Annotated in this window: 20 protein-coding genes and 1 pseudogene; 11 read left to right on the top strand and 10 right to left on the bottom strand. The window is 44.6% G+C overall.

Annotated elements, in window-relative coordinates:
- Positions 1 to 68: 68 nt before the first annotated feature.
- Complete coding sequence (locus tag LIN78_RS18295) at positions 69 to 1373, top strand: sensor domain-containing diguanylate cyclase (RefSeq protein WP_227177338.1); 1305 nt, start codon at positions 69 to 71, stop codon at positions 1371 to 1373.
- Between the two features lie 70 nt (positions 1374 to 1443).
- On the opposite strand, the gene LIN78_RS00275 is transcribed toward LIN78_RS18295, so the two are convergent.
- On the bottom strand, positions 1444 to 3048 hold the full coding sequence (locus LIN78_RS00275; protein ID WP_227177337.1) for an ABC-F family ATPase: 1605 nt from the start codon (positions 3046 to 3048) through the stop codon (positions 1444 to 1446).
- A 267-nt stretch (positions 3049 to 3315) separates the two neighbouring features.
- On the opposite strand from LIN78_RS00275, the gene dapA reads away from it, so the two are divergent.
- The 4 genes from dapA to ubiD all read left to right on the top strand — a co-directional run bounded on the left by dapA (position 3316) and on the right by ubiD (position 7769).
- Positions 3316 to 4203 carry a 4-hydroxy-tetrahydrodipicolinate synthase gene (gene dapA, locus LIN78_RS00270; RefSeq protein WP_227177336.1) on the top strand — a complete coding sequence of 296 codons (888 nt, stop codon included), beginning with the start codon at positions 3316 to 3318 and terminating at the stop codon, positions 4201 to 4203.
- Between the two features lie 55 nt (positions 4204 to 4258).
- Positions 4259 to 5398: an NlpB/DapX family lipoprotein gene (gene bamC / locus LIN78_RS00265; RefSeq protein ID WP_227177335.1), complete on the top strand. Its 1140-nt coding sequence runs from the start codon at positions 4259 to 4261 to the stop codon at positions 5396 to 5398.
- 67 nt (positions 5399 to 5465) lie between these two features.
- A complete protein-coding gene (locus tag LIN78_RS00260; RefSeq protein WP_227177334.1) occupies positions 5466 to 6236 on the top strand; it encodes an MBL fold metallo-hydrolase in 771 nt (256 codons plus the stop codon).
- A 30-nt stretch (positions 6237 to 6266) separates the two neighbouring features.
- Positions 6267 to 7769: a 4-hydroxy-3-polyprenylbenzoate decarboxylase gene (gene ubiD, locus LIN78_RS00255; RefSeq protein WP_227177333.1), complete on the top strand. Its 1503-nt coding sequence runs from the start codon at positions 6267 to 6269 to the stop codon at positions 7767 to 7769.
- Between the two features lie 208 nt (positions 7770 to 7977).
- Here ubiD and LIN78_RS00250 read toward each other — a convergent pair whose 3' ends face one another.
- The 3 genes from LIN78_RS00250 to LIN78_RS00240 all read right to left on the bottom strand — a co-directional run bounded on the left by LIN78_RS00250 (position 7978) and on the right by LIN78_RS00240 (position 9993).
- The gene (locus LIN78_RS00250) at positions 7978 to 8181 is read right to left on the bottom strand and encodes a hypothetical protein (protein ID WP_227177332.1); all 204 of its coding nucleotides are present in this window, start codon (positions 8179 to 8181) and stop codon (positions 7978 to 7980) included.
- Between the two features lie 155 nt (positions 8182 to 8336).
- Complete coding sequence (locus LIN78_RS00245) at positions 8337 to 8843, bottom strand: DUF7931 domain-containing protein (RefSeq protein ID WP_227177331.1); 507 nt, start codon at positions 8841 to 8843, stop codon at positions 8337 to 8339.
- The gene (locus tag LIN78_RS00240; RefSeq protein ID WP_227177330.1) at positions 8833 to 9993 is read right to left on the bottom strand and encodes a cupin domain-containing protein; all 1161 of its coding nucleotides are present in this window, start codon (positions 9991 to 9993) and stop codon (positions 8833 to 8835) included. Before LIN78_RS00240 ends, LIN78_RS00245 begins: the two co-directional genes overlap by 11 nt.
- Positions 9994 to 10238: 245 nt before the next feature.
- Here LIN78_RS00240 and LIN78_RS00235 point away from each other — a divergent pair, with 245 nt between their 5' ends.
- Positions 10239 to 10721, top strand: a complete 483-nt coding sequence (locus LIN78_RS00235; protein WP_227177329.1) for an FKBP-type peptidyl-prolyl cis-trans isomerase — start codon at positions 10239 to 10241, stop codon at positions 10719 to 10721.
- Positions 10722 to 10803: 82 nt separating this feature from the next.
- Here LIN78_RS00235 and nadC read toward each other — a convergent pair whose 3' ends face one another.
- Genes nadC through LIN78_RS00220 form a run of 3 tightly spaced genes read right to left on the bottom strand, consistent with a single transcriptional unit; the run spans position 10804 to position 12804 of the window.
- Positions 10804 to 11649 (bottom strand): carboxylating nicotinate-nucleotide diphosphorylase, encoded by an 846-nt coding sequence (nadC, locus tag LIN78_RS00230; protein WP_227177328.1) that lies wholly within the window; start codon positions 11647 to 11649, stop codon positions 10804 to 10806.
- A 32-nt stretch (positions 11650 to 11681) separates the two neighbouring features.
- On the bottom strand, positions 11682 to 11969 hold the full coding sequence (locus tag LIN78_RS00225; protein WP_227177327.1) for a (2Fe-2S) ferredoxin domain-containing protein: 288 nt from the start codon (positions 11967 to 11969) through the stop codon (positions 11682 to 11684).
- A gap of 13 nt (positions 11970 to 11982) precedes the next feature.
- Positions 11983 to 12804 (bottom strand): class I SAM-dependent methyltransferase, encoded by an 822-nt coding sequence (locus LIN78_RS00220; RefSeq protein ID WP_227177326.1) that lies wholly within the window; start codon positions 12802 to 12804, stop codon positions 11983 to 11985.
- A 163-nt stretch (positions 12805 to 12967) separates the two neighbouring features.
- On the opposite strand from LIN78_RS00220, the gene clpB reads away from it, so the two are divergent.
- The gene (gene clpB / locus LIN78_RS00215; RefSeq protein WP_227177325.1) at positions 12968 to 15553 is read left to right on the top strand and encodes an ATP-dependent chaperone ClpB; all 2586 of its coding nucleotides are present in this window, start codon (positions 12968 to 12970) and stop codon (positions 15551 to 15553) included.
- Positions 15554 to 15645: 92 nt separating this feature from the next.
- Here clpB and clpA read toward each other — a convergent pair whose 3' ends face one another.
- Both clpA and clpS read right to left on the bottom strand, forming a co-directional pair.
- Positions 15646 to 17907: an ATP-dependent Clp protease ATP-binding subunit ClpA gene (clpA, locus tag LIN78_RS00210; RefSeq protein ID WP_227177324.1), complete on the bottom strand. Its 2262-nt coding sequence runs from the start codon at positions 17905 to 17907 to the stop codon at positions 15646 to 15648.
- 1 nt (position 17908) lies between these two features.
- Positions 17909 to 18217: an ATP-dependent Clp protease adapter ClpS gene (gene clpS, locus LIN78_RS00205; protein WP_227177323.1), complete on the bottom strand. Its 309-nt coding sequence runs from the start codon at positions 18215 to 18217 to the stop codon at positions 17909 to 17911.
- 464 nt (positions 18218 to 18681) lie between these two features.
- On the opposite strand from clpS, the gene LIN78_RS00200 reads away from it, so the two are divergent.
- Positions 18682 to 18885, top strand: coding sequence for a cold-shock protein (locus LIN78_RS00200; protein WP_227177322.1), 204 nt, complete (start codon positions 18682 to 18684; stop codon positions 18883 to 18885).
- 227 nt (positions 18886 to 19112) lie between these two features.
- Here LIN78_RS00200 and icd read toward each other — a convergent pair whose 3' ends face one another.
- Positions 19113 to 20360, bottom strand: a complete 1248-nt coding sequence (icd, locus tag LIN78_RS00195) for an NADP-dependent isocitrate dehydrogenase (protein WP_227177321.1) — start codon at positions 20358 to 20360, stop codon at positions 19113 to 19115.
- Positions 20361 to 20641: 281 nt separating this feature from the next.
- Between icd and LIN78_RS00190 the strand changes: the two are divergent.
- The 3 genes and pseudogenes from LIN78_RS00190 to LIN78_RS00180 all read left to right on the top strand — a co-directional run.
- A pseudogene (locus LIN78_RS00190) lies at positions 20642 to 21187 on the top strand (rRNA large subunit pseudouridine synthase E); the annotation flags it as partial.
- A gap of 58 nt (positions 21188 to 21245) precedes the next feature.
- Entirely contained in the window at positions 21246 to 21689 is a 444-nt protein-coding gene (locus LIN78_RS00185) for an NUDIX hydrolase (protein WP_227177320.1), read from the top strand.
- Positions 21690 to 21691: 2 nt separating this feature from the next.
- The gene (locus tag LIN78_RS00180; RefSeq protein WP_227177319.1) at positions 21692 to 22330 is read left to right on the top strand and encodes a hypothetical protein; all 639 of its coding nucleotides are present in this window, start codon (positions 21692 to 21694) and stop codon (positions 22328 to 22330) included.
- Positions 22331 to 22340: the final 10 nt, after the last annotated feature.

Genomic DNA, 22340 nt, shown 5'->3' with positions numbered 1-22340 from the left:
GCTATGATGGAAACAATTTGTTGATAGGTACTTTAATCCGTTACTTTGCTTGATAGGCAGAACAGCGCGTGACAATCGATAATGCAACAATCGATTACTCCAACCATTTCCCCTGGATACATCAGGTTGGCACGGCATTGCTGGTTTTACATCTCCTTAATGAGCGAGAAATTGTTGTTGCTGAGTACAATCAGTCTGCGAGCCGTTTGTTTGATCATCAACTGCATCAACATGTCTTACTAGATACTTTGCTAGATGCAGACACATTGGGCACACTCAAACCTGTCATTCACAACACGCATGACAAACATCCTGGTACAGGGATTCCCTTTCACCTTCGCCAACGAAACGGCATGACTCGCACTTTAGTAGGTCGAGTCAGCAATCTAGAACTGCCAGATCATCTTTTACTCACTATTATCGATAAAACAGGCGGTGCAGAATTCCCACCCCCTCCCAAGGATATGGCCCTGCTGAGTGATGAAACGAAAGCCATTCTTAACTGGCTGCCAGTAGCAATTGAAGTAGCGTCGGCTAACACCCAAGCGGCAGACACACTCTTCATCAATAACAAGTTTTTCGACATTTTTGGCTACACTCCAGAGCAAGATGTGCAGACCCTAGATGAATGGTGGGAAGTGGCCTACCCAGATCCGGAGTACAGAAAACTAGTATCCGATACTTGGTTGAGTGCCACGAAAGAGGCAGCCGAAAAAGGCATTGATATGCCGCCACAAACTTGGGAGGTATGTTGTAAAGATGGCAGCCGGAAAAATATTGAATTCCGCTTTCGTGCCATTGGAGATAAACACGTTAATATCTATTTAGATGTAACAGAACAGCTTGCCCAAGCTGCTGCGCTCAGAAAAATGGCACATATTGACCCACTAACGGGGATTGCCAACCGCCGCTACTTCTTTAGCCAAGCAGACCAATTGATTCGCCAACATCAAGAGAAAAATAGTCCACTATCAGCCTTAATCATGGATATAGATTACTTCAAAGTCATCAATGATAAGCACGGACACGAATATGGTGACGAAGCACTCAAAAATATAGTACTAAGGACCCAGAATCTACTGGGTAAAAATTGCCTGCTTGCCCGCATGGGAGGAGAAGAGTTCGCGGTACTGTTACCCGACTCATCGCGACTAGCTGCCGAGAAAATTGCCGAGCAGATATGTGAGCAAATCCGTCAAACACCAATACATGTACTCAATATCGATATACCAGTAACGGTAAGTATTGGCGTTGCTGTACTGAACGGACAAGATGAGGGAGATATTAACAGTCTGTTGCAGAGAGCCGACAAAGCGCTTTATAAAGCAAAAGCGACAGGAAGAGATCGCGTCATTGCCGACGAAACAAAATGAAGAGACACACCAGTCATAAATTGCGCCACTGTTAATACAAACGCACTAACAGCAGCGCAAAATACATCTATTACTCTAAACCACGGCTTTGCAAGTAATCATCATAAGAACCAAGATAATGGGTGTAGCCGCCTTCACCATCTAGTTCCAATACCTGCGTTGCCAATGAGCTAACAAACTGACGATCGTGTGAAACAAAAATCAATGTACCTTTGAACATTTCCAATGCCATGTTCAATGATTCGATCGATTCCATATCTAAGTGGTTGGTCGGTTCATCCATGATCAGTACGTTATCTTTTTGAAGCAATAACTTACCAAACAACATACGGCACTTTTCACCACCAGAAAGCACACGTGCGCTCTTCTTTGTGTCGTCACTAGAGAACAACAAACGACCTAACGTACCGCGAATCACTTGCTCGTCATCACCTGGTTGTGCCCACTGATACATCCAGTCGTACAGGTTCATATCGGTATCAAAGTCAGCAGCATGATCCTGCGCAAAGTAACCTACTTGCGCTTTTTCTGCCCACTTAATGCCACCATGATCCGGCGCCACTTCGCCAACTAAAGTACGTAGCAATGTGGTTTTACCCGCACCGTTAGGGCCAATCACTGCAATCTTTTGGCCTGCTTCAACGATCAGATTCAAATCTTTAAACAACGCTTTGTCAAAAGACTTAGACACACTCGTCATTTCAACTGCTTGACGGTGAAGTTTATTCTTGTCATCTGGTTCAAAACGAATGTATGGGTTCTGACGTGAAGAAGGCTTCACTGTCACCATCTCAGACTTAATTTTGTCCGCTAAACGCAAACGAGAAGTCGCTTGGCGGGATTTTGATTTGTTTGCTGCAAAACGTGCCGCAAATGCCTGCAGTTCAGCCACTTTCTCTTTTGCTTTTGCGTTATCCGTAATTAGTCGAGCACGTGCTTCACTAGACGCCAACATATAATCGTCGTAATTACCAGGATAGACACGAACTTCACCATAATCCAAGTCAGCAATGTGAGTACACACAGAGTTCAAGAAGTGACGATCGTGAGAAATAATAATCATGGTCGACTCACGGCTATTTAGCACTTCTTCTAGCCAACGAATCGTATTGATGTCCAAGTTGTTGGTTGGTTCGTCAAGCAACAACACATCAGGGTTAGAGAACAACGCTTGAGCTAGCAGGACACGTAGTTTAAAACCGGGCGCCACTTCACTCATTGGGCCTGTATGCAAAGACTCAGGGATGCCAGCACCAATTAGCAATGCACCAGCACGTGCTTCTGCATCATAGCCGCCCATTTCACCGAAGCGCGTTTCCAACTCAGCTGCACGCATGTAGTCATCTTCAGTGGCTTCTAAATTGGCGTAAATCGCATCACGCTCTTCTCTAGCTGCCCACATTTCTAGGTGGCCCATCATCACCACATCTAGCACTCGCGAATCTTCGTAAGCAAATTGATCCTGCTTCAATTTACCTAAGCGCTCACCCGGATCTAAACTCACATTACCGTGAGAAGGCTCCAAATCACCGCCTAAAATTTTCATAAAAGTTGACTTACCGGCACCATTCGCACCGATCAGACCATAACGGTTACCGTCACCAAACTTTACCGACACCTTCTCGAATAGTGGTTTGGCGCCGAACTGCATCGTTACGCTATTGGAACTTAGCAACTTGAATTTCCTCTATTAAATCTGCCATTCAGGTGTAAGCTTTTGCTTAAATCCCTGAATCTGTTAATCAAATGTGTAAATTCTAGCATATTTACCCAAGCAATTCAGACTCTTGGTGAACAACGGTATTTTCTCTTGTAATATGATTCGGTTACACTATGGTCTTTTAGTGTTTACCCAGTTTAGAGACAGAGACACGCTCGCGCACTTTGATGCACACTGGGTAAGTGCCATAATATTATTAATTTTATCTGGAAGATTTCTACCATGCTGACCGGCAGTCTTGTTGCAATTGTGACCCCCATGCACGAAGACGGTTCGCTCGATTTCGAGGCGTTCCGCCAACTGATTGAATTTCACATCGAACAGAAGTCTGACGGCTTGGTCGTTGTGGGCACGACAGGTGAATCACCAACTGTCACCGTTGAAGAACATATCGAACTAATTCGTTTTGCAGTAGAACATGCAAAAGGTCGCCTTCCAATTATTGCAGGCACCGGAGCTAACTCTACCCACGAAGCGATTGCACTGACAAAAGCAGCGAAATCAGCGGGTGCAAGTGCCTGCTTATCTGTTGTACCTTACTACAACAAACCTACCCAAGAAGGTCTATATCAGCACTTCAAGGCGATTGTTGAAGCAGTAGACATTCCAGTGATTTTATACAACGTACCAGGTCGTACGGTTGCGGATCTTCATAACGACACCGTTGTTCGTCTAGCTCAACTTCCAAACATCATCGGTATCAAAGATGCAACCGCAGATCTAGCGCGTGCAACAGACCTTATTGCACGTGTGCCTGAAACATTTGCGATGTACACTGGTGATGATGCAACTGCGCTGCCGTTTATGTTGCTAGGTGGTCATGGTGTGATTTCTGTGACAGCCAACGTTGCCCCAAAAGCAATGCACGACTTATGTGTTGCCGCTCGTAGTGGCAATATTGCTGAAGCACGCCGTATCAATGATGGACTATTTGGCTTACATACCAAATTGTTTGTTGAAGCAAATCCAATTCCAGTGAAATGGGCCGCCGCAGAACTTGGTTTAATGAAACACGGCATTCGTTTGCCACTAACCCCATTGACCGAAGCAGGCCAAGCGGCAGTTCAATCTGCCATCGCAAAAGCTGGCGAATTAATTGTAAAACCGTAATTAATCATTGTTGGCACTCAACGCCCTCTCGATTACTTAACAAAGAAAGATGTGCATGCGCTCAAGCAAGAAACTGATTCCAAGTTGCCTGTTACTCGCTTTATTACTATCTGGTTGTAGCAGTTCGCTATTTCAAGGTAAAAAAATTGATTACCGAAGCGCTGGCGAAGCACCAGGACTGGATGTTCCTCCCGACTTGAGCAAGCCAAGCTATGACAATCGCTTTGCCATGCCAGAAGTAAATCGTGGGGGTACTGCATCATTCAACACCTATGCAGATGGTACCCAAGTTGCAGCAACCTCGACAGATACCACCATCTTACCGAAGGTGAATAAAGTCGCAGTTGAAAAAACCGGCAATACACGCTGGCTTGTTGTCGATGCAACGCCAGATCAACTTTGGTTACCAATCAAAGATTTCTGGCAAGAGTTAGGGTTTATCATCAAAGTGGATGAGCCAACTACTGGCATCATGGAAACAGACTGGGCAGAAAACAGAGCGAACATTCCAGATGACATCATTCGCAATACATTTGGCAAATGGTTTGATAGTGCCTACTCGACTGATGAGCGTGACAAGTTCCGCACTCGCATGGAAAGACGCGCGGATGGCAAAACGGAAATCTACATTTCTCATCGCGGCATGTATGAAGCTTATGTAGAAAAAAGTGGCAACGGCACATCTTCTACCGTTTGGCAACCTCGTCCAGCAGAACCAGAGCTAGAAGCGGAAATGATGAACCGCCTAATGATTCGTCTAGGCATGGAAGAAAATGCAGCTAAACAAGCACTAGAGGCAAAACAAAATGCATCAATACAGCGCGCTAAGATTGTAAAAGCAGATAACAGTGCTTATGTACAACTTGACGAAGGCTTTGATCGTGCATGGCGCCGTGTAGGTCTAGTACTTGATCGTAGTGGCTTTACCGTTGTAGATAGAAACCGTACCGATGGTGTTTACTTTGTTAGCTACAAAGATGAACAAAAACCAGAGAGCTCCGGTGACGGCTGGTTCTCTTGGTTATGGGGAAGCAATGACGACAAGAAAAAACCAGAAGTAATTCAATATCGCATCGCGGTGCGTGGCGATGGAGATAATGCAAGCAAAGTACTTGTCCAAGACAAGAATGGCGCGGCAGAAACTTCTGAAATTGGCAAGAAATTGACAGGCATTCTATTTGAACAGCTTCGTTAAGCTTAAAGCCAACCCCAAAAAACGCGGCGCAAGCCGCGTTTTTTTATCCACCTGATATTTACACGAAATGAAATTTTGCTCTTTAGGTAGCGGCAGCGAAGGCAACTCACTAGTCATACAATCTCATGATCAATACATCATGATCGATTGCGGTTTTGGCTGGAAAGAAATGCAAGCTCGGCTTGAAAGCAAACAAATTCCGCCCGCGTCGATTCTTGGTATTTTCATTACCCACGAGCACGCAGATCATATTAGCGGTGTAGATAAATTAGCTAATCGCTATCACATACCTGTTTTTGCAAGTTTTGGCACCTTTAATGGCGCACCTCGTATATCGGAAAAGCTGCTGCGAATGCAGCCATTTGATAGTCATGAAGCAAGCCCTATTCAAATTGGTCCTTTTAGTGTCGAACCATTTACCGTCCCACACGACGCAAAAGAACCTACACAGTATGTGGTTCAGAGCGGACACTTACGACTAGGGATTCTCACCGATGTTGGCTGCAGCACGCCTAACATCATTGAGAGACTCAACCAATTAGATGGTTTAGTGCTCGAATTTAACCACGATGAGGACATGTTGATTCACAGCAAGTACCCTCCTTCGCTCAAGCACAGAATTGGTGGAAAGTTTGGTCATTTATCTAACCAACAAGCAATCCACTTATTAAGAAAATTAGATACCTCGGAACTTCAAATTCTGGTGGCGGCACATCTAAGCAAAGAAAATAACCAGCCAATGCTCGTCAAAGCATTGATTGAAACGACGGATATCATCGACTGTGAAACCATTATCGCCACACAAAGCAGCGGTTTTGATTGGGTTTCGTTACAATAGCACCAAGTTGAATATTAGAAAGATTGCTACATGCAATACCATGATCTAAGAGACTTCATGAAGCAGCTTGAAGCACAGGGTGAATTAAAACGAATCAGCCATCCGGTGTCTCCTAACCTAGAAATGACCGAAATTTCGGACCGAGTTCTGAGACATGAAGGACCTGCCTTACTCTTTACAAATCCCACACATATTACCAAGAACGGCAAACCATCCATGCCCGTTCTAACCAACTTATTTGGCACGCCAAAGCGGGTGGCCATGGGAATGGGCGCGGAGTCAGTTAGCTCTCTAAGAGAAATTGGCAAACTACTTGCCTACCTAAAAGAACCAGAACCTCCAAAAGGCCTGAAAGACGCATGGGAAAAACTCCCTATTTTGAAGCAAGTATGGAATATGGCACCGAAAGTGCTTCGAAAAGGCGCCTGCCAAGAGATTGTGCTGGAAGGTAATGATGTTGATTTAAATGACATTCCCATTCAGCACTGTTGGCCAGGCGATATCGCCCCGTTGATCACATGGGGATTGGTCGTTACCAAAGGTCCAAATAAAAAACGCCAAAACCTAGGTATTTATCGTCAACAAGTCATTGATAAAAATAAAGTTATCATGCGTTGGCTTGCTCACAGAGGTGGTGCATTAGATTTTAGAGAGCACGCCAAACAATTTCCAAACACACCCTACCCTGTTGCTGTTGTGCTAGGTTGTGACCCCGCTACCATTTTAGGCGCAGTGACCCCGGTGCCGGATACTTTATCCGAATACCAATTTGCTGGACTATTACGTGGAAGCAAGACAGAACTCGTTAAATGCATTGGCAGCGAACTACAAGTTCCGGCTAATGCAGAAATTGTATTAGAAGGCCATATTTATCCTGATGCCAATGATGCAAGTGGCTTTGAATCTGCACTAGAAGGGCCATATGGTGATCACACGGGTTACTACAATGAGCAAGATCGTTTCCCGGTATTTACAATAGATCGCATCACCATGCGTGAAAACCCAATTTATCACAGTACTTACACGGGTAAACCGCCCGATGAACCCGCCGTGCTTGGTGTTGCGCTAAACGAAGTCTTTGTACCCATTTTACAAAAGCAATTTCCAGAAATTGTAGATTTTTATCTGCCGCCAGAAGGCTGCTCTTACCGAATGGCGGTTGTTTCAATTAAGAAACAATACCCTGGACATGCAAAAAGAGTGATGTTTGGTATCTGGAGTTATTTACGCCAGTTTATGTATACAAAATTTATCGTGGTAGTTGATGACGATGTAAACACACGAGACTGGAAAGAAGTGATGTGGGCAATTACCACACGCATGGACCCATCTAGAGATACCACCCTAGTTGACCACACACCAATTGACTATCTTGACTTTGCGAGCCCAGTCTCAGGACTTGGCAGTAAGATGGGGTTAGATGCCACAAACAAATGGCCAGGAGAAACATTTAGAGAGTGGGGAACCCCCATCATAATGAAGCCGGAAATAAAAAAACACATAGATGAAATATGGGATCAACTAGGCATTTAACGCATCAGGTATTCACTAACAAAAAGCCGGTTATTTAATCGGCTTTTTTGCATCTATATGAATGATTTAATTAGAAATTTAATGATATTTAAATTAAAGCGCCGACCAAAATAATCTAGCAAGAATTACAAATAAAATACAAATAATTAAACATCAAAAACAAAAAGCCGACCATACGGCCGGCTTTTTTACAGACAACTAACTAAAATTAGTTAGATGCTGGTGCTTCAGATGCAGCTGCTTCAGAAGCTGGAGCTTCAGATGCTGGTGCTTCAGAAGCTGGTGCTTCAGATGCTGGAGCTTCAGAAGCTACTACTTCAGAAGCTGGAGCTTCAGAAGCTGGCTCTTCTTTTTTGCAAGCTGCCAAAGCAAGTGCGGCCAACAAAGCGGCTACGATAACGGATAGTTTCATTTGAATACCCTTAGTCTAGTTACGAACAAAATCGGATTGGACAAAAGCGACCGTACCCAGTTTAGCAATAGATATTTCACCAGCAACAGTGCCGATCGACTGGCGAATTCTACCATGGTTACTGAAAAAGAAAATAGCTTTTTTTAAAAACTTTGTCATAGACCCAACACTGTTGCATGAATAGCTACATGTGATGACTCCCAAAGCGTCTCGAATGCTAATTCATACGGTTTAACCGCTTTTTTATCATTCCCAATAGCAACTGTACGCGGTTGGGCGTAATGCAGTTGTCTTACTAAATGAGCGCCATCAACCAAGATAAAATTGTCTTGAATATTTGCTAATTGCCTTCCTGGTGTATGCACTTGCAATTGATCAGAAAATAAGCGGACCAATCGCTTTAATCTTTCCGCATTTCTTTCAGCAGAAGTCGCATCCATCAATACAATCTGGCAAAGGTGGAGCCTTGAAGCCCGCAGATAGTTTTCTAGCGCATCAGCAAAGGATTTCCGCTCTAAAAGGGGATAATCCCAAGCCATACTTAAGATTTTGATATGCTGCCTAGCATGGGTAAGTATCGACAACATCGCATCATCTAACTCACCATAGCTAGTGGTTAAAACACGTGTTGCCATACCCCCAGATGCGGCATCATTCGTCATTGATGTGTACCCATCCATTCAAATAGAGTTCATGCAACCAGCTAATGAATAGTTCATCATATTCTGCCGGTGGCAAGCCTCGGCGATCCGCCATTTGATGCAATGCATCTAATGCCGAAAAATCATCCGGTACAGGCTCGCCATTAAAGCTAGCGACATCACCAAAATACAAGCAAGTGCTTTTTTCATTGAGAACCAAGCCATTGGCTTGTAGCGCTTCGGCAAATTCATCTTCTTCTAATGCATATTCTGGCTCTTCAAACCACACGTGCTGCTTAGGTTCGGACAAATAGCCGCTTAAAAACTGACCAATCACTACGTCATCCCACTGAATTTGAGAAAGGATATGTCGGCACTTAGCAATCATTTCATCCCCAATTTGACCTGGGTTAGTTTGTGGCTTTAGGTCAGGATCAGCATACATGCCCTCCATCTTTAAGTTATCTGCCGCATACATTAAAAATTCTGTGGCTAATTCTTGATGGCTTGGGGTTCTAAATCCAATCGAATAAGTCGTTCCAGGGGATAACTGAGTGCCATAGTGAGCACAATGCGGTGGTAGATAAAGCATATCGCCAGCTTTTAATGTCCACTCATGTTCATGTGTAAAGTTAGACAAGATTCTGAGCGGAATATCCGGAATTAACGCCTTGTCACAGTTACTACTGATTTGCCAGCGCTTTTCGCCGCTACCTTGTAGTAAAAACACATCATAGCTATCGAAATGAGGCCCTACTCCACCACCTGTTGGCGCCCAACTAATCATTAAGTCATCAAGTCGTGCATAGGGAATAAAGTTAAACCTTTGCAATAAAGCATTCGCTTCTGGCAATAAGTGATTGAGGTTTTGCACTAACATTGCCCAGTCTGATTTTGGCAATTTAGCAAATTGCTTTTTGGCAAGCGGCCCATGAGCTAATTGCCAGTCATCGCCCTTGTGGGTCACCAAGCGAGAGATAACATCGTCTTGCGCGGCAAACTGAACCAATTGCTCAAAGGTGACAAGATCCTCAAAGCCGGCAATCGCATTAGGAATGTATAGCGGTTTCTTTTGCCAGTATTCGTCTAAAAATTGCCTAACCGTTAATCCACCAAGCAAATCTAGTGGCTGATCAAGCGCGGGAATAGGAGATAAATTTTGTGTATTCATGCATCAATTATATATTTTTGAGGAGAAAACCGCTTGATTTAGGCTAAAATAGCGGCAGTTGGTTTGCCTACATTTTGTCATCACATGTTAAAGTGTAATGTGTACCATCTTATTTGAATTGACTCCGTTCGACGGCAAAGCCAGATGTTTAGGTCTTTACTACGCTGCACTTCCGGACGAACACGGTTTGCGATTCAAGTTGTTGAGGAGACTTTCTCCATCAAAACCGTTATTAAGGATTTGGAATGCAGATCAAAAAAGACAGCGTCGTTTCTCTGAGCTATGAAATGTTTGACGCACAAGATGAGTTACTAGATGCTAGCGAAACACCGATGGTTTATCTACACGGTGGTTATGATGGCATTTTCCCTCAAGTAGAAGAAGCCCTTCACGGCAAAACCGTTGGTGACGATATTGACGTGACCATGGTGCCAGAATTCGCATTTGGTGAATACGACGAGACCTTGATCCGTCGCGAACCAGCTGACTTGTTCCCAGAAGATATCGAAGTTGGCATGATGTTTGAAGCTGACGATGATGAAACCGGCGAACTAATGGTTTTCACTGTTGTTTCTATCGAAAACAAACAAGTTGTGCTTGATGGCAACCATCCACTAGCAGGCAAAACACTACGCTTCAAAGCAAAAGTGGTTGAAGTTCGTGATGCAACGAAAGATGAGTTAGAGCACGGTCACGCACACGACCCTAACCACGACCATCATCACTAAGATGCCTAACTAGCCTCTTTGGTCTAAGAAAAAGCCAGCTTCTAGCTGGCTTTTTTGTATTCACGATTTAACGTGCAATAGATTACTTGGACTGAAATCTCATCGAGAAATCGGTTGCGCGTACGTGTTTGGTTAATGCACCAATAGAGATACGATCCACACCGGTTTCGGCTAACCTCACTAGTTTATCGATCGTTGCATTACCAGATGCTTCTAATTGGGCACGTCCGTTTGTTACACGAACAGCCTCTTTCATCTGCTCTAGCGTCATGTTATCCAACAAGATTAACTTCACGCCAGCCGCTAAGGCTTCGTTTAATTCATCAAGGGTTTCGACTTCCACTTGAATCGATACACCTGCATTTAACTCTTGGGCGGCCTTCACTGCAGCAGCAATTGAGCCAGCGGCCATAATGTGATTTTCTTTAATCAAAATACCATCGTACAAACCGACACGTTGATTGACTCCGCCACCAACTCTTACGGCATATTTCTGCGCCAAACGCAAACCAGGGAGTGTTTTACGCGTATCCATCACCTTCACAGGCAAATGGGCAACCAAATCTGCATATCGACGGACCTCTGTCGCTACGCCCGATAAAGTTTGCAGGAAGTTAAGCGCACTTCTCTCTGCAGTTAGTAATGATCTTGCAGGCCCCGTTAATTCACAAATTAAGGTTTCAGGGGCAACCTTTTCACCCTCTGCCACACACCACTTAACCGAAATTTCAGGATCAACCTGTTGGCAGCAGGCATCAAACCATACTTGACCACAAATCACCGCCTCTTCACGAACAATCACGGAGGCAACCCCTTGACGCCCTTCTGGAATAAGCATCGCAGTCCAATCCGCTTGACCAATATCCTCAGCTAGCGCTAGACCAACCTGGACGGCAATCAGATGCAATGGGGGGAGGTGATAACTCATGAATTCAGTGTCCTTTAGCTACGCAATACAACTTAGTCTGGCTTTTCTAAGTTTTCTTTAAATTCAACAGCCTTTACAACTAAGGCATTTAATTTTTCTGGAGTAACATGATGAAAAACGGGGCCAGCAGGCACCAACCTGACATTGGGTCCTTTCTCACATAAGCCTAAGCAAGAGATCGGTCCAACATTCAAACCATGTTCTTTCACCAAAGGTTTGAGTGCAGCCAAAAGCGCTTTACTTCCGCTCGCTCCACAGCTAGGTTTTTGGTCTGTTAGGCGCTGATTCACACAGACGAGCAAGGTCACCGTTTTATTCATTTTGCTACTCGGCTTAGTAAATAAACCTATCTCGAAGTTCACCTAGGTTCATTTCTTCAATGATCGCTTCTTGCCTTTGTCTGGCACTGGCTTTACCGCTGTTGGTTTTTTTAGCGATGATTAATTCATTTTTCATTGAATGCTCCCAGCCAACCAGCTCGGTTACCGTTACCTGATAGCCTTTTGACTCTAGTAACAAACAACGTAAAACATTGGTCAAATGGCTACCAAATTCTCTGGTGTGAATCGGGTGGCGCCAAATTTCAGAAAGCGGTGTTTTACCAAAGGTCTCATTTTTCTTCTGTCTTAATACTCCTGCCATCTCTGCCTGGCAACAAGGTACTAACACAATGTATTTCGCCTCTTTCGCCAATGCAAAGCGAATGGCATCATCCGTCGCCGTATTACATGCATGTAAGGCGGTGATAATGTCGACTTGAGCAGGTAAATCTGTAGAAGTAATCGACTCTTCAACCGATAAGTTCAAGAACCCCATGCGATCAAACCCAAGTCGGTTTGCCAACTCCACAGAACGCTCAACCAGCTCTGGGCGAGTCTCAATGCCGTACACATGGCCAAGCGGTTTATCTTTTAGAAATAAATCATAAAGAATAAACCCAAGGTAAGACTTCCCTGCCCCATGATCTGCCAACACAACCGTTTGCCGTTCGTTGAGCACATCCGCCATGAGCGGCTCAATGAATTGATACAGGTGATAAACCTGCTTTAACTTTCGACGGGTGTCCTGATTAAGCTTTCCGTCACGCGTTAAGATATGTAGCGCTTTTAGTAGCTCAATCGATTGCTGCGGCTTAATTTCGGGTATTTGGGTCATTCGAGTACATCCATATAGTTGCAGCTATTTTATCACAACCGATGTTCATCCCGTTTAGGAAGCTTCTTTGAAGAACTTTTGAGAATAGTCAACTTCCCCCTGTTGAAAATTCTTTGGTACATCCCGATATGTAATTCAAAGAGATTAACAAGGAGTATGAACCATGCGCTTTGACAAACTAACAACTAAATTTCAACAAGCATTTGCAGACGCACAGAGTTTGGCTTTGGCAAATGATGCCGGTTTTATCGAACCACAACACTTATTACTTGCCATGCTTCAAGACCGTGAAGCGGGCATTCAAGGCTTATTAGCAAAAGCTGGCGTCAATACCGCTGCGCTACAAAGAGAATTGGCCTCCTCAATCGAGCGTCTACCAACAGTAGAAGGCAATGGTGGCGAAATCACCGTGTCTCGCGACCTTGGCAACTTGCTTAACCTAACGGATAAAGCGGCAATGAAGCGTGGCGATCAATTTATCGCTAGCGAGATGTTCATCCTTGCTTTGCTAGATGACAAAGGTGAAACCGGAAAGCTGCTTAAATCCAATGGAGGCGTAAAGTCTGCTATTGAAGCGGCGATTGAAGCCATTCGCGGTTCAGATCAAGTCAATAGCCAAGATGCGGAATCAAACCGCGAAGCTTTGGCAAAGTACACTTTAGATCTGACAGAACGTGCACGCCAAGGCAAGCTAGACCCTGTGATTGGACGAGATGATGAAATCCGTAGAGCTATCCAGGTACTACAACGCCGCACCAAGAATAATCCTGTATTAATTGGTGAACCAGGCGTCGGTAAAACCGCGATTGTAGAAGGCTTGGCACAGCGGATCGTGAATGAGGAAGTGCCAGAATCACTCAAATCTAAACGACTATTGGTTTTAGACCTTGCCGCATTATTGGCCGGAGCAAAATACCGTGGCGACTTTGAAGAACGCCTAAAATCTGTGCTAAATGATCTAGCCAAGGATGAAGGCAATACCATCTTGTTTATTGATGAAATTCACACAATGGTAGGCGCAGGCAAAGCGGAAGGCGCAATGGATGCGGGTAACATGCTAAAACCAGCGCTAGCACGTGGAGAACTACATTGCATTGGCGCGACCACATTAGATGAGTATCGCCAGTACATTGAAAAGGATGCCGCGCTAGAAAGACGGTTCCAGAAGGTATTGGTTTCTGAGCCAAGCGTTGAAGATACCATTGCAATTCTACGCGGCCTGCAAGAAAAATATGAAATCCACCATGGTGTCGATATTACCGATCCCGCCATTGTCGCTGCCGCTGAGTTATCTCATCGATACATTACTGATCGCTTCTTACCAGACAAAGCGATTGATCTGATTGATGAAGCTGCTGCCCGTATCAAGATGGAAATTGATTCCAAACCAGAATCAATGGACAAATTAGATCGTCGCTTGATTCAACTAAAAATTGAACGCGAAGCGGTGAAAAAAGAGAAAGATGAAGCCTCTCAAAAGCGTCTTGGCTTAATAGAAGAGGAAATCACCCGCTTACAACGTGAATACAATGACTTAGAAGAAATCTGGAAAGCAGAAAAAGCGCAAGTAGTTGGTTCGCAAGCAGTAAAAGAAGAAGTCGAAAAAGCAAAGGCAGAAATGGATGCCGCACGCCGTAAAGGCGACTGGCAGAAAATGAGTGAGATTCAATATGGAAAATTGCCACAACTAGAAGCGCAGCTTAAACAGGCCGAAGCAGCTGAAGGTACACAGAAAAAGAATCAACTCGTTCGCACCCAAGTCGGCGCGGAAGAAATTGCCGAAGTGGTTAGCCGTGCAACGGGCATCCCTGTTGCTAAAATGATGCAAGGTGAACGAGACAAACTATTAGCCATGGAAGATAAACTACACCAGCGTGTGGTGGGGCAAGATGAGGCAGTCACCCTTGTGGCCGATGCGATTCGTCGCTCACGCTCTGGTTTGTCTGACCCGAACCGCCCATATGGCTCATTCTTGTTCCTTGGACCAACTGGCGTGGGTAAAACCGAGTTATGTAAAACACTGGCGGAGTTTTTATTCGACAGCCAAGAACACCTCATCCGTATCGACATGAGTGAATTCATGGAGAAACACAGCGTCTCTCGTTTAGTTGGCGCACCTCCTGGATATGTCGGCTACGAAGAAGGCGGCACACTCACGGAAGCGGTTCGTCGCAAGCCTTATAGCGTGATCTTATTAGATGAGGTGGAAAAAGCGCATCCAGATGTGTTCAACATTCTGTTGCAAGTATTAGATGATGGCCGTTTAACGGATGGGCAAGGTAGAACGGTCGACTTCAAAAACACCGTGGTAGTGATGACCTCGAACCTTGGCTCTCAGCACATTCAGCTAATGGCAGGTGAAGACTATCAAAGCGTCAAAGAAGCGGTGATGGGAGAAGTGAAATTACACTTCCGCCCAGAATTCATTAACCGGATCGATGAAGTGGTCGTCTTCCACTCACTAGGTAAAGAACATATCCAAAATATTGCCAAGATTCAGATGCAATCATTGGAAAAACGCTTAGCAGCCATGGAAATGGGGCTAGCCTTCACTCCAGAAGCACTTGCCTTAATTAGTGAAGCCGGGTTTGACCCTGTGTATGGTGCAAGACCGCTTAAACGTGCCATTCAGCAGCAAATTGAAAACCCACTGGCAAAGCAAATTTTGGCAGGTCAATTCGCGGCAAAAGACACGATCATTGTCGATGTTGGTGTTGATGATCACCTTGTTTTCCGTAAACCATCGTAACCATTATTTGCCTGCCATCCCACGTGTGGCTGGCAAATAAAAACAAAAAAGCCCGGAAGTTACGCTTCCGGGCTTTTTGCTTTACAGTTGAATTAGTGACTAATATCAGCCGTTTCTACTTCGTCAAAACTGAGTGTTACTTGATCATCCACTACATCAATCGTGACATGCCCACCTTCAGACAATCGACCAAACAGTAATTCATCGGCCAATGCTTTGCGGATCGTATCTTGAATCAAACGAGACATCGGTCTTGCCCCCATTAATGGGTCAAAGCCTTTCTTCGCTAGATACTTACGCAATGCATCTGTGTAATGCGCCTCGACTTTTTTCTCGTGCAATTGTGCTTCTAGTTGCATCAAGAACTTATCAACCACACGCAGAATGATTTCTTCATTGAGTGCTGTAAACGAAATAATTGCATCCAGACGGTTACGGAACTCAGGTGTGAATTGGCGTTTAATCTCTGCCATTTCATCCCCTACTTCACGTGTAGAAGTAAAGCCAATGGTCGCTTTATTCAATATTTCTGCACCGGTATTGGTGGTCAGGATAATAATGACATTGCGGAAATCTGCTTTACGACCATTGTTATCCGTTAGCGTGCCATGATCCATCACCTGCAATAGCACGTTATAAATATCTGGATGTGCTTTTTCAATTTCATCTAATAGCAACACACTAAATGGATGCTTTGTAATGGCTTCGGTTAATAAACCACCTTGTTCAAATCCTACATAACCTGGAGGTGCTCCGATTAAACGGCTAACCGCATGACGCTCCATGTACTCAGACATATCAAAGCGAATCAACTCAATGCCAAGGGTATACGCCAATTGACGCGCCACCTCTGTTTTACCCACCCCTGTAGGGCCGGAGAAGAGGAAAGAACCAATTGGCTTTTGCGGATTGCCCAAGCCAGAACGCGCCATTTTAATCGCACCAGCCAACGCCTCAATGGCCTTATCTTGGCCAAACACCACATTCTTCAGATCACGATCTAGCGTTTTCAATGCATTACGATCATCTGCAGAAACGGTTTTTGGTGGAATACGCGCAATCTTTGCAATGATCTCTTCGATTTCATGCTTTGTGATCGTTTTCTTCTGACGAGACTTCGGCAGAATTTTTTGAGCAGCACCAGCCTCATCAATCACATCAATCGCTTTATCTGGCAAATGACGGTCATTAATGTACTTCGCCGATAGTTCAGCGGCAGAGGTAAGGGCTGATGGTGAGTACTTGATACCATGGTGCTCTTCAAACCGACTCTTCAGACCACGAAGAATTTGTACTGTCTGCTCAATGGTTGGCTCATTCACATCCACTTTTTGGAAGCGACGAGACAATGCATTGTCTTTTTCGAATACTCCACGATATTCGGTAAAGGTAGTTGCGCCAATACATTTTAGAGAACCATTACCCAAAGCTGGTTTTAGCAAGTTACTTGCATCTAGCGTACCGCCAGAAGCAGCTCCCGCTCCAATTAGCGTATGAATCTCATCAATAAACAGGATATTGTCCGGTTTATCCATTAATTGTTTCAGCACAGCTTTCAAACGCTGCTCGAAGTCGCCACGATATTTTGTACCGGCCAACAGCGCGCCCATATCCAACGAATAAATAGTCGCGTTTGCCAAAATTTCAGGTACGTTACCTTCCACGATCCGACGCGCCAGACCTTCAGCGATAGCCGTTTTACCCACACCTGCCTCGCCTACTAGCAGCGGGTTATTCTTACGGCGGCGACATAGAATCTGAACCACACGCTCAAGCTCATGATCGCGGCCAATGAGCGGATCAATTTTGCCCGTCAACGCACGTTCGTTTAGATTAAGCGTATAGTTTTCAAGCGCAGAGCCACTACCTGACTCTTGTTCCACTTCACTTTCTTGCTGCTCTTTTGGAGCAGACTGATCTGCGGTCTTTTTAATACCATGAGAGATAAAGTTCACCACATCAAGGCGTGTCACCCCTTGCTGGTGAAGGTAATAGACCGCGTGAGAATCTTTTTCGCCAAAGATAGCAACTAGCACGTTTGCACCAGTCACCTCTTTTTTACCAGACGATTGCACGTGCAAAATGGCACGCTGAATCACTCGCTGGAACCCTAGGGTCGGCTGAGTATCAATTTCATCTGTTCCTGGAACGACTGGAGAGTTTTCCTGAATAAAGTCAGTCAACTGCTTACGCAAAGCATCCATGTTCACAGCGCAAGCTTTTAACACCTCCTGAGACGCAGGATTATCTAGTAGAGCCAGTAACAGATGTTCCACGCCAATATATTCATGACGCTTCTGACGAGCCTCTACAAAGGCCATGTGCAATGTAACTTCCAAATCTTGCGCGATCATCTTAATTTTCCTCCATCACGCATTGCAGGGGATGCTGATGCTCTTTAGCAAACTGTCTAACTTGCTGGACTTTGGTTTCCGCAATATCTTTGGTAAAAGTACCACAGATTCCCTTACCTTGATGATGCACCATCAACATGACTTGGGTTGCGCGTTCGCTGTCCATATGAAAAAAATGCTGCAGCACCTGAACTACAAATTCCATCGGTGTGTAATCATCATTTAACAATACCACTTTCCAAAAAGGCGGAGGCACTGCTCTAGTTACGTCATCTTTGGTTTCAAGTAGTTCCTTGGATTTACTGCTCATGGTTAAATTTTCTTATTAGTCTTTGCTGATTTAAGTATAGGAGGCATTTTCCTAATATGCCTAACTATCATCCAATTTGCTTACGCAATTTACATGCAGATATTTTTTGCACGCCATCTAAATTTAGCGCGTTTCTTCGTTGTTGCCTACCCTATTTTGATGTGTTGCACAAAAAATGACAGATAAAAAATTAACGTACTAACAATCTACTTTTTTTCGTCGTTTTTGATCAATAAAAGTGAGTTCAAACAGGTTTTTTTGCAAGTTTATGCATTTTTCCTGAAATAGTACGATTTATGCACTTGACTTCAGAAAAGAAATACCGCTTAATGAGGAACTAGTTTGCGCTTTCAAGAGATGTTGTACCGGTTTGCCAGTCGCGCCCTTGAAACACAAACCGTAAGCGCAGGCAATAATAGTCTGTAACACCGTAACATTAGTTTGTAAGATGGAGCATCATTAAGATGGCAACTGGTACCGTTAAATGGTTCAACGATTCCAAAGGTTTTGGCTTTATTACTCCAGATGATGGTGGCGAAGATCTATTCGCGCACTTCTCTGCGATCAATATGCAAGGCTTCAAAACCTTGAAAGAAGGTCAGAAAGTTAGTTTCGACGTAACTACTGGCCCTAAAGGCAAGCAAGCTGCAAACATCCAAGCTGCGTAATTTATTACAAAGTTTGATGACTAAAACCCGCTGAAAAGCGGGTTTTTTTATTGCTACGCATCACAAGCATTAGCAATGCTTGCCTAGCGCCGAAAACAGAACGCTAATGCATTCCCACCCTATCCCGCTTCACAATCTAGCAGTGTAGCCAGTGAAGCAGTGCGTGCCGAATTAAACAATAAAAAAAGCCACCCGAAGGTGGCTCTTTTTTTGCACAAGGCAATAGATTACATACGTGCAATCATTGCATCGCCAAACGCAGAGCAACTTACTTCGTTTGCGCCGTCCATTAGACGTGCAAAGTCATAAGTTACTTGCTTATCAGCAATTGCCGCTTCCATACTGTTAATCACTAGATCAGCAGCTTCTTTCCAGCCTAGATGGCGAAGCATCATTTCAGCAGAAAGAATCAACGAACCAGGGTTAACTTTGTCCTGACCAGCATACTTCGGTGCGGTACCGTGAGTAGCTTCAAATACAGCGTAAGAGTCAGAAATGTTTGCGCCTGGAGCAATACCAATACCACCCACTTGAGCAGCCAACGCGTCAGAAACATAGTCACCGTTTAGGTTCAATGTTGCCACTACATCGTACTCTGCTGGACGTAGCAAGATTTGTTGTAAGAATGCATCTGCAATTGCATCCTTCACAATGATCTCGCGGCCAGTTGTTGGGTTTTTGAATTTGCACCATGGGCCGCCATCGATCAACTCTGCGCCAAACTCAGTTTTTGCAAGGTTGTAAGCCCAGTCACGGAATCCACCTTCGGTGAACTTCATGATGTTGCCTTTGTGAACAATCGTCACGCTCTTACGGTCATTTTCAATCGCGTATTGGATCGCTGCACGAACAAGACGCTCTGTACCTTCGCGAGAAACAGGCTTGATACCGATACCAGAAGTTTCTGGGAAGCGGATTTTTTTCACGCCCATTTCATTTTGCAAGAAAGCGATCACTTTCTTTGCAGACTCAGATTCAGCTTGCCATTCGATACCTGCGTAGATGTCTTCTGTGTTTTCACGGAAGATAACCATGTCGGTCAATTCTGGCTGTTTCAATGGTGATGGAACACCTTTGAAGTAGCGAACTGGACGCACGCACTGGTAAAGATCCAACTCTTGGCGCAATGCAACGTTCAATGAACGAATACCACCGCCCACAGGGGTAGTCATTGGGCCTTTGATAGACACTGAATAATCTTTCAGTGCTTGGAAGGTTTCTGCAGGTAGCCAAACGTCTGGGCCATACAACTGAGTTGATTTTTCACCGGCAAATACTTCCATCCAGTGAATCTTCTTCTCGCCGCCGTAAGCCTTTTCAACCGCAGCATCCACTACTTTTTTCATCACAGGGGTGATATCTACACCGATACCATCACCTTCGATGAAAGGGATAATTGGGTTGTTCGGAATTGGTTGACCAGGAACAATTTTCTGGCCGCCAGCAGGAACCGTAATGTGGGATTGAGAACTCATGCCTACTCCATCGTGTGGTTAGTCAAGGACTCCCTGCACGTTCTCGGCCAGGTAGATGGCAGTATTGCCACCAAAAAGGGGCTTACCCTCTACACCTGGTGACTTAATTTTGATGTTCTTACCGTGAGTGCGGGAGGTTCTTATCACTGCTCGTGTTAAATACAACAAAAGCGGAAACATTTGTTGTGAGCAGCAGAACATATCTATTATCCGGTAAAATGCGATTGGCTGCTAGTTTTTATAGCATGCTAACTACTATTTTTTATTAGATACCTATCGATATGCCCGCTCTCATTCTGCTGAATAAACCCTATGGGGTGATCTGCCAATTTAGCCCTCACCCTAAACATCAAACATTGGCAGACTATATTAAAGTTCCAGACGTTTATGCGGCAGGAAGGCTAGACACAGATAGTGAAGGTCTGTTGCTACTAACAGACAACGGTCCACTGAATCACCGAATTACAGACCCCGAGAATAAACTGCCAAAAACGTACTGGGTACAAGTGGAAGGCATTCCAACCGATGCACAATTACAACAGTTGGAAAATGGATTAGACCTAGGCGATTTTGTTACCAAACCGGCAACTGCAATCAGAATAGAACCACCAGCAATTTGGGATAGAAATCCACCGATTCGAGAACGTAAGAGTGTGCCAGATAGCTGGATAGCGTTAACCATTCACGAAGGTAAAAATCGACAGGTTAGACGCATGACAGCAAAAGTTGGCTTACCTACCCTGCGCTTAATTCGTATTCAAATTGGTGACTGGCGTTTAGATGGATTATTACCGGGTGACCAACGCGCATTAATTGTAGATATGCCACCGCAAAGTGCGACAGCACGTAAAAAAACACCTACGCAGATAAACAAAGGTAAGAAGAATGATTTGGAAACCAAACGTCACGGTGGCAGCAGTCATCGAAAGACAGGGCAAGTTTCTACTAGTGGAAGAAGAGACAGCAGCGGGCATTCGTCTCAACCAGCCAGCAGGCCACTTGGAAGACGGCGAAAAGCTGATTGATGCAGCAATTAGAGAAACATTAGAAGAAACCGCTTATGTGTTTACACCAGAAGCGATGAGTGGCATTTATCGTCTACCTGTACCTGAAAAAGACTTAACCTATCTACGCTTTGCTTTTATTGGGACAGTGGAAGAACAACCACTAACTGGCTACCAACTAGACAAGGGAATTATTCGTGCGTTGTGGCTGACAAAGGAAGAAGTGATGCTCAACCAATCCAAATTAAGAAGTCACTTAGTGCTAACCTGCATTGAGGATTACTTAGCTGGGCATCGTTATCCACTATCCATTCTTAGAGATTAACCATGACGCGTGCGTTAGCTATAAAGCGCTTACTTCCCCTGCTACTATTAGGCTGGGGAGCGCTCGCTAAAGCAGATGAAACAGTCGATATCTGCTACAACTATGGCTGTAAAACACATGCGCTTGTGAACATTAGCAATGCAGATTTAGAGCGCATGGGACGACGATTTCAGTATGTCAGCAATCCTAAAACTGAGCGCTTGGCCATTGCGCTCACGATTGGCGAACTAGCCGGAATTGCAGGAAAACAAACCCCCATCCGCAACGACAAAGGTGGAAATGGTGGGGATGAATCTACGCTAGATGGTAAAATGGATTGTTATGACCACGCAGCAAGTAACACCAGCTACCTCCAGTTAATGGAAAAAATGCATTGGTTAAAATTTCACAACATCTTGCATTTTGTAGAAAGAGCCCCTCTTTTATTTAACTACCATCGCTCTGCGAGTATTGAAGACACGATTACGCGTGAAACTTACGTTGTCGATGATTGGTTCTTTGATAATGGCGAACCAGCAGCTATTTTCCCATTGGCAGCATGGCAAGCAGGCGTTTTACCTGAAGAGTTGGGTAGCGATGGCATTTATGTTAAAAGCCAAGCAAATGAAAATGCAGCGTTAGCACAGGCTCCTAACAATTAATGTAGGCTCC

Source organism: Leeia speluncae (genome assembly GCF_020564625.1).
Taxonomy (GTDB): Bacteria; Pseudomonadota; Gammaproteobacteria; order Burkholderiales; family Leeiaceae; genus Leeia; species Leeia speluncae.
This window is presented reverse-complemented; position numbering and strand designations above follow the sequence as displayed.

Bases quoted from the DNA above. Each gene is read 5' to 3' on its own strand.
- dapA (WP_227177336.1), top strand. From the start codon at position 3,316: ATGCTGACCGGCAGTCTTGTTGCAATTGTGACCCCCATGCACGAAGAC.
- bamC (WP_227177335.1), top strand. From the start codon at position 4,259: ATGCGCTCAAGCAAGAAACTGATTCCAAGTTGCCTGTTACTCGCTTTA.
- LIN78_RS00260 (WP_227177334.1), top strand. From the start codon at position 5,466: ATGAAATTTTGCTCTTTAGGTAGCGGCAGCGAAGGCAACTCACTAGTC.
- ubiD (WP_227177333.1), top strand. From the start codon at position 6,267: ATGCAATACCATGATCTAAGAGACTTCATGAAGCAGCTTGAAGCACAG.
- LIN78_RS00250 (WP_227177332.1), bottom strand. From the start codon at position 8,181: ATGAAACTATCCGTTATCGTAGCCGCTTTGTTGGCCGCACTTGCTTTG.
- LIN78_RS00245 (WP_227177331.1), bottom strand. From the start codon at position 8,843: ATGACGAATGATGCCGCATCTGGGGGTATGGCAACACGTGTTTTAACC.
- LIN78_RS00240 (WP_227177330.1), bottom strand. From the start codon at position 9,993: ATGAATACACAAAATTTATCTCCTATTCCCGCGCTTGATCAGCCACTA.
- LIN78_RS00235 (WP_227177329.1), top strand. From the start codon at position 10,239: ATGCAGATCAAAAAAGACAGCGTCGTTTCTCTGAGCTATGAAATGTTT.
- nadC (WP_227177328.1), bottom strand. From the start codon at position 11,649: ATGAGTTATCACCTCCCCCCATTGCATCTGATTGCCGTCCAGGTTGGT.
- LIN78_RS00225 (WP_227177327.1), bottom strand. From the start codon at position 11,969: ATGAATAAAACGGTGACCTTGCTCGTCTGTGTGAATCAGCGCCTAACA.
- LIN78_RS00220 (WP_227177326.1), bottom strand. From the start codon at position 12,804: ATGACCCAAATACCCGAAATTAAGCCGCAGCAATCGATTGAGCTACTA.
- clpB (WP_227177325.1), top strand. From the start codon at position 12,968: ATGCGCTTTGACAAACTAACAACTAAATTTCAACAAGCATTTGCAGAC.
- clpA (WP_227177324.1), bottom strand. From the start codon at position 17,907: ATGATCGCGCAAGATTTGGAAGTTACATTGCACATGGCCTTTGTAGAG.
- clpS (WP_227177323.1), bottom strand. From the start codon at position 18,217: ATGAGCAGTAAATCCAAGGAACTACTTGAAACCAAAGATGACGTAACT.
- LIN78_RS00200 (WP_227177322.1), top strand. From the start codon at position 18,682: ATGGCAACTGGTACCGTTAAATGGTTCAACGATTCCAAAGGTTTTGGC.
- icd (WP_227177321.1), bottom strand. From the start codon at position 20,360: ATGAGTTCTCAATCCCACATTACGGTTCCTGCTGGCGGCCAGAAAATT.
- LIN78_RS00185 (WP_227177320.1), top strand. From the start codon at position 21,246: ATGATTTGGAAACCAAACGTCACGGTGGCAGCAGTCATCGAAAGACAG.
- LIN78_RS00180 (WP_227177319.1), top strand. From the start codon at position 21,692: ATGACGCGTGCGTTAGCTATAAAGCGCTTACTTCCCCTGCTACTATTA.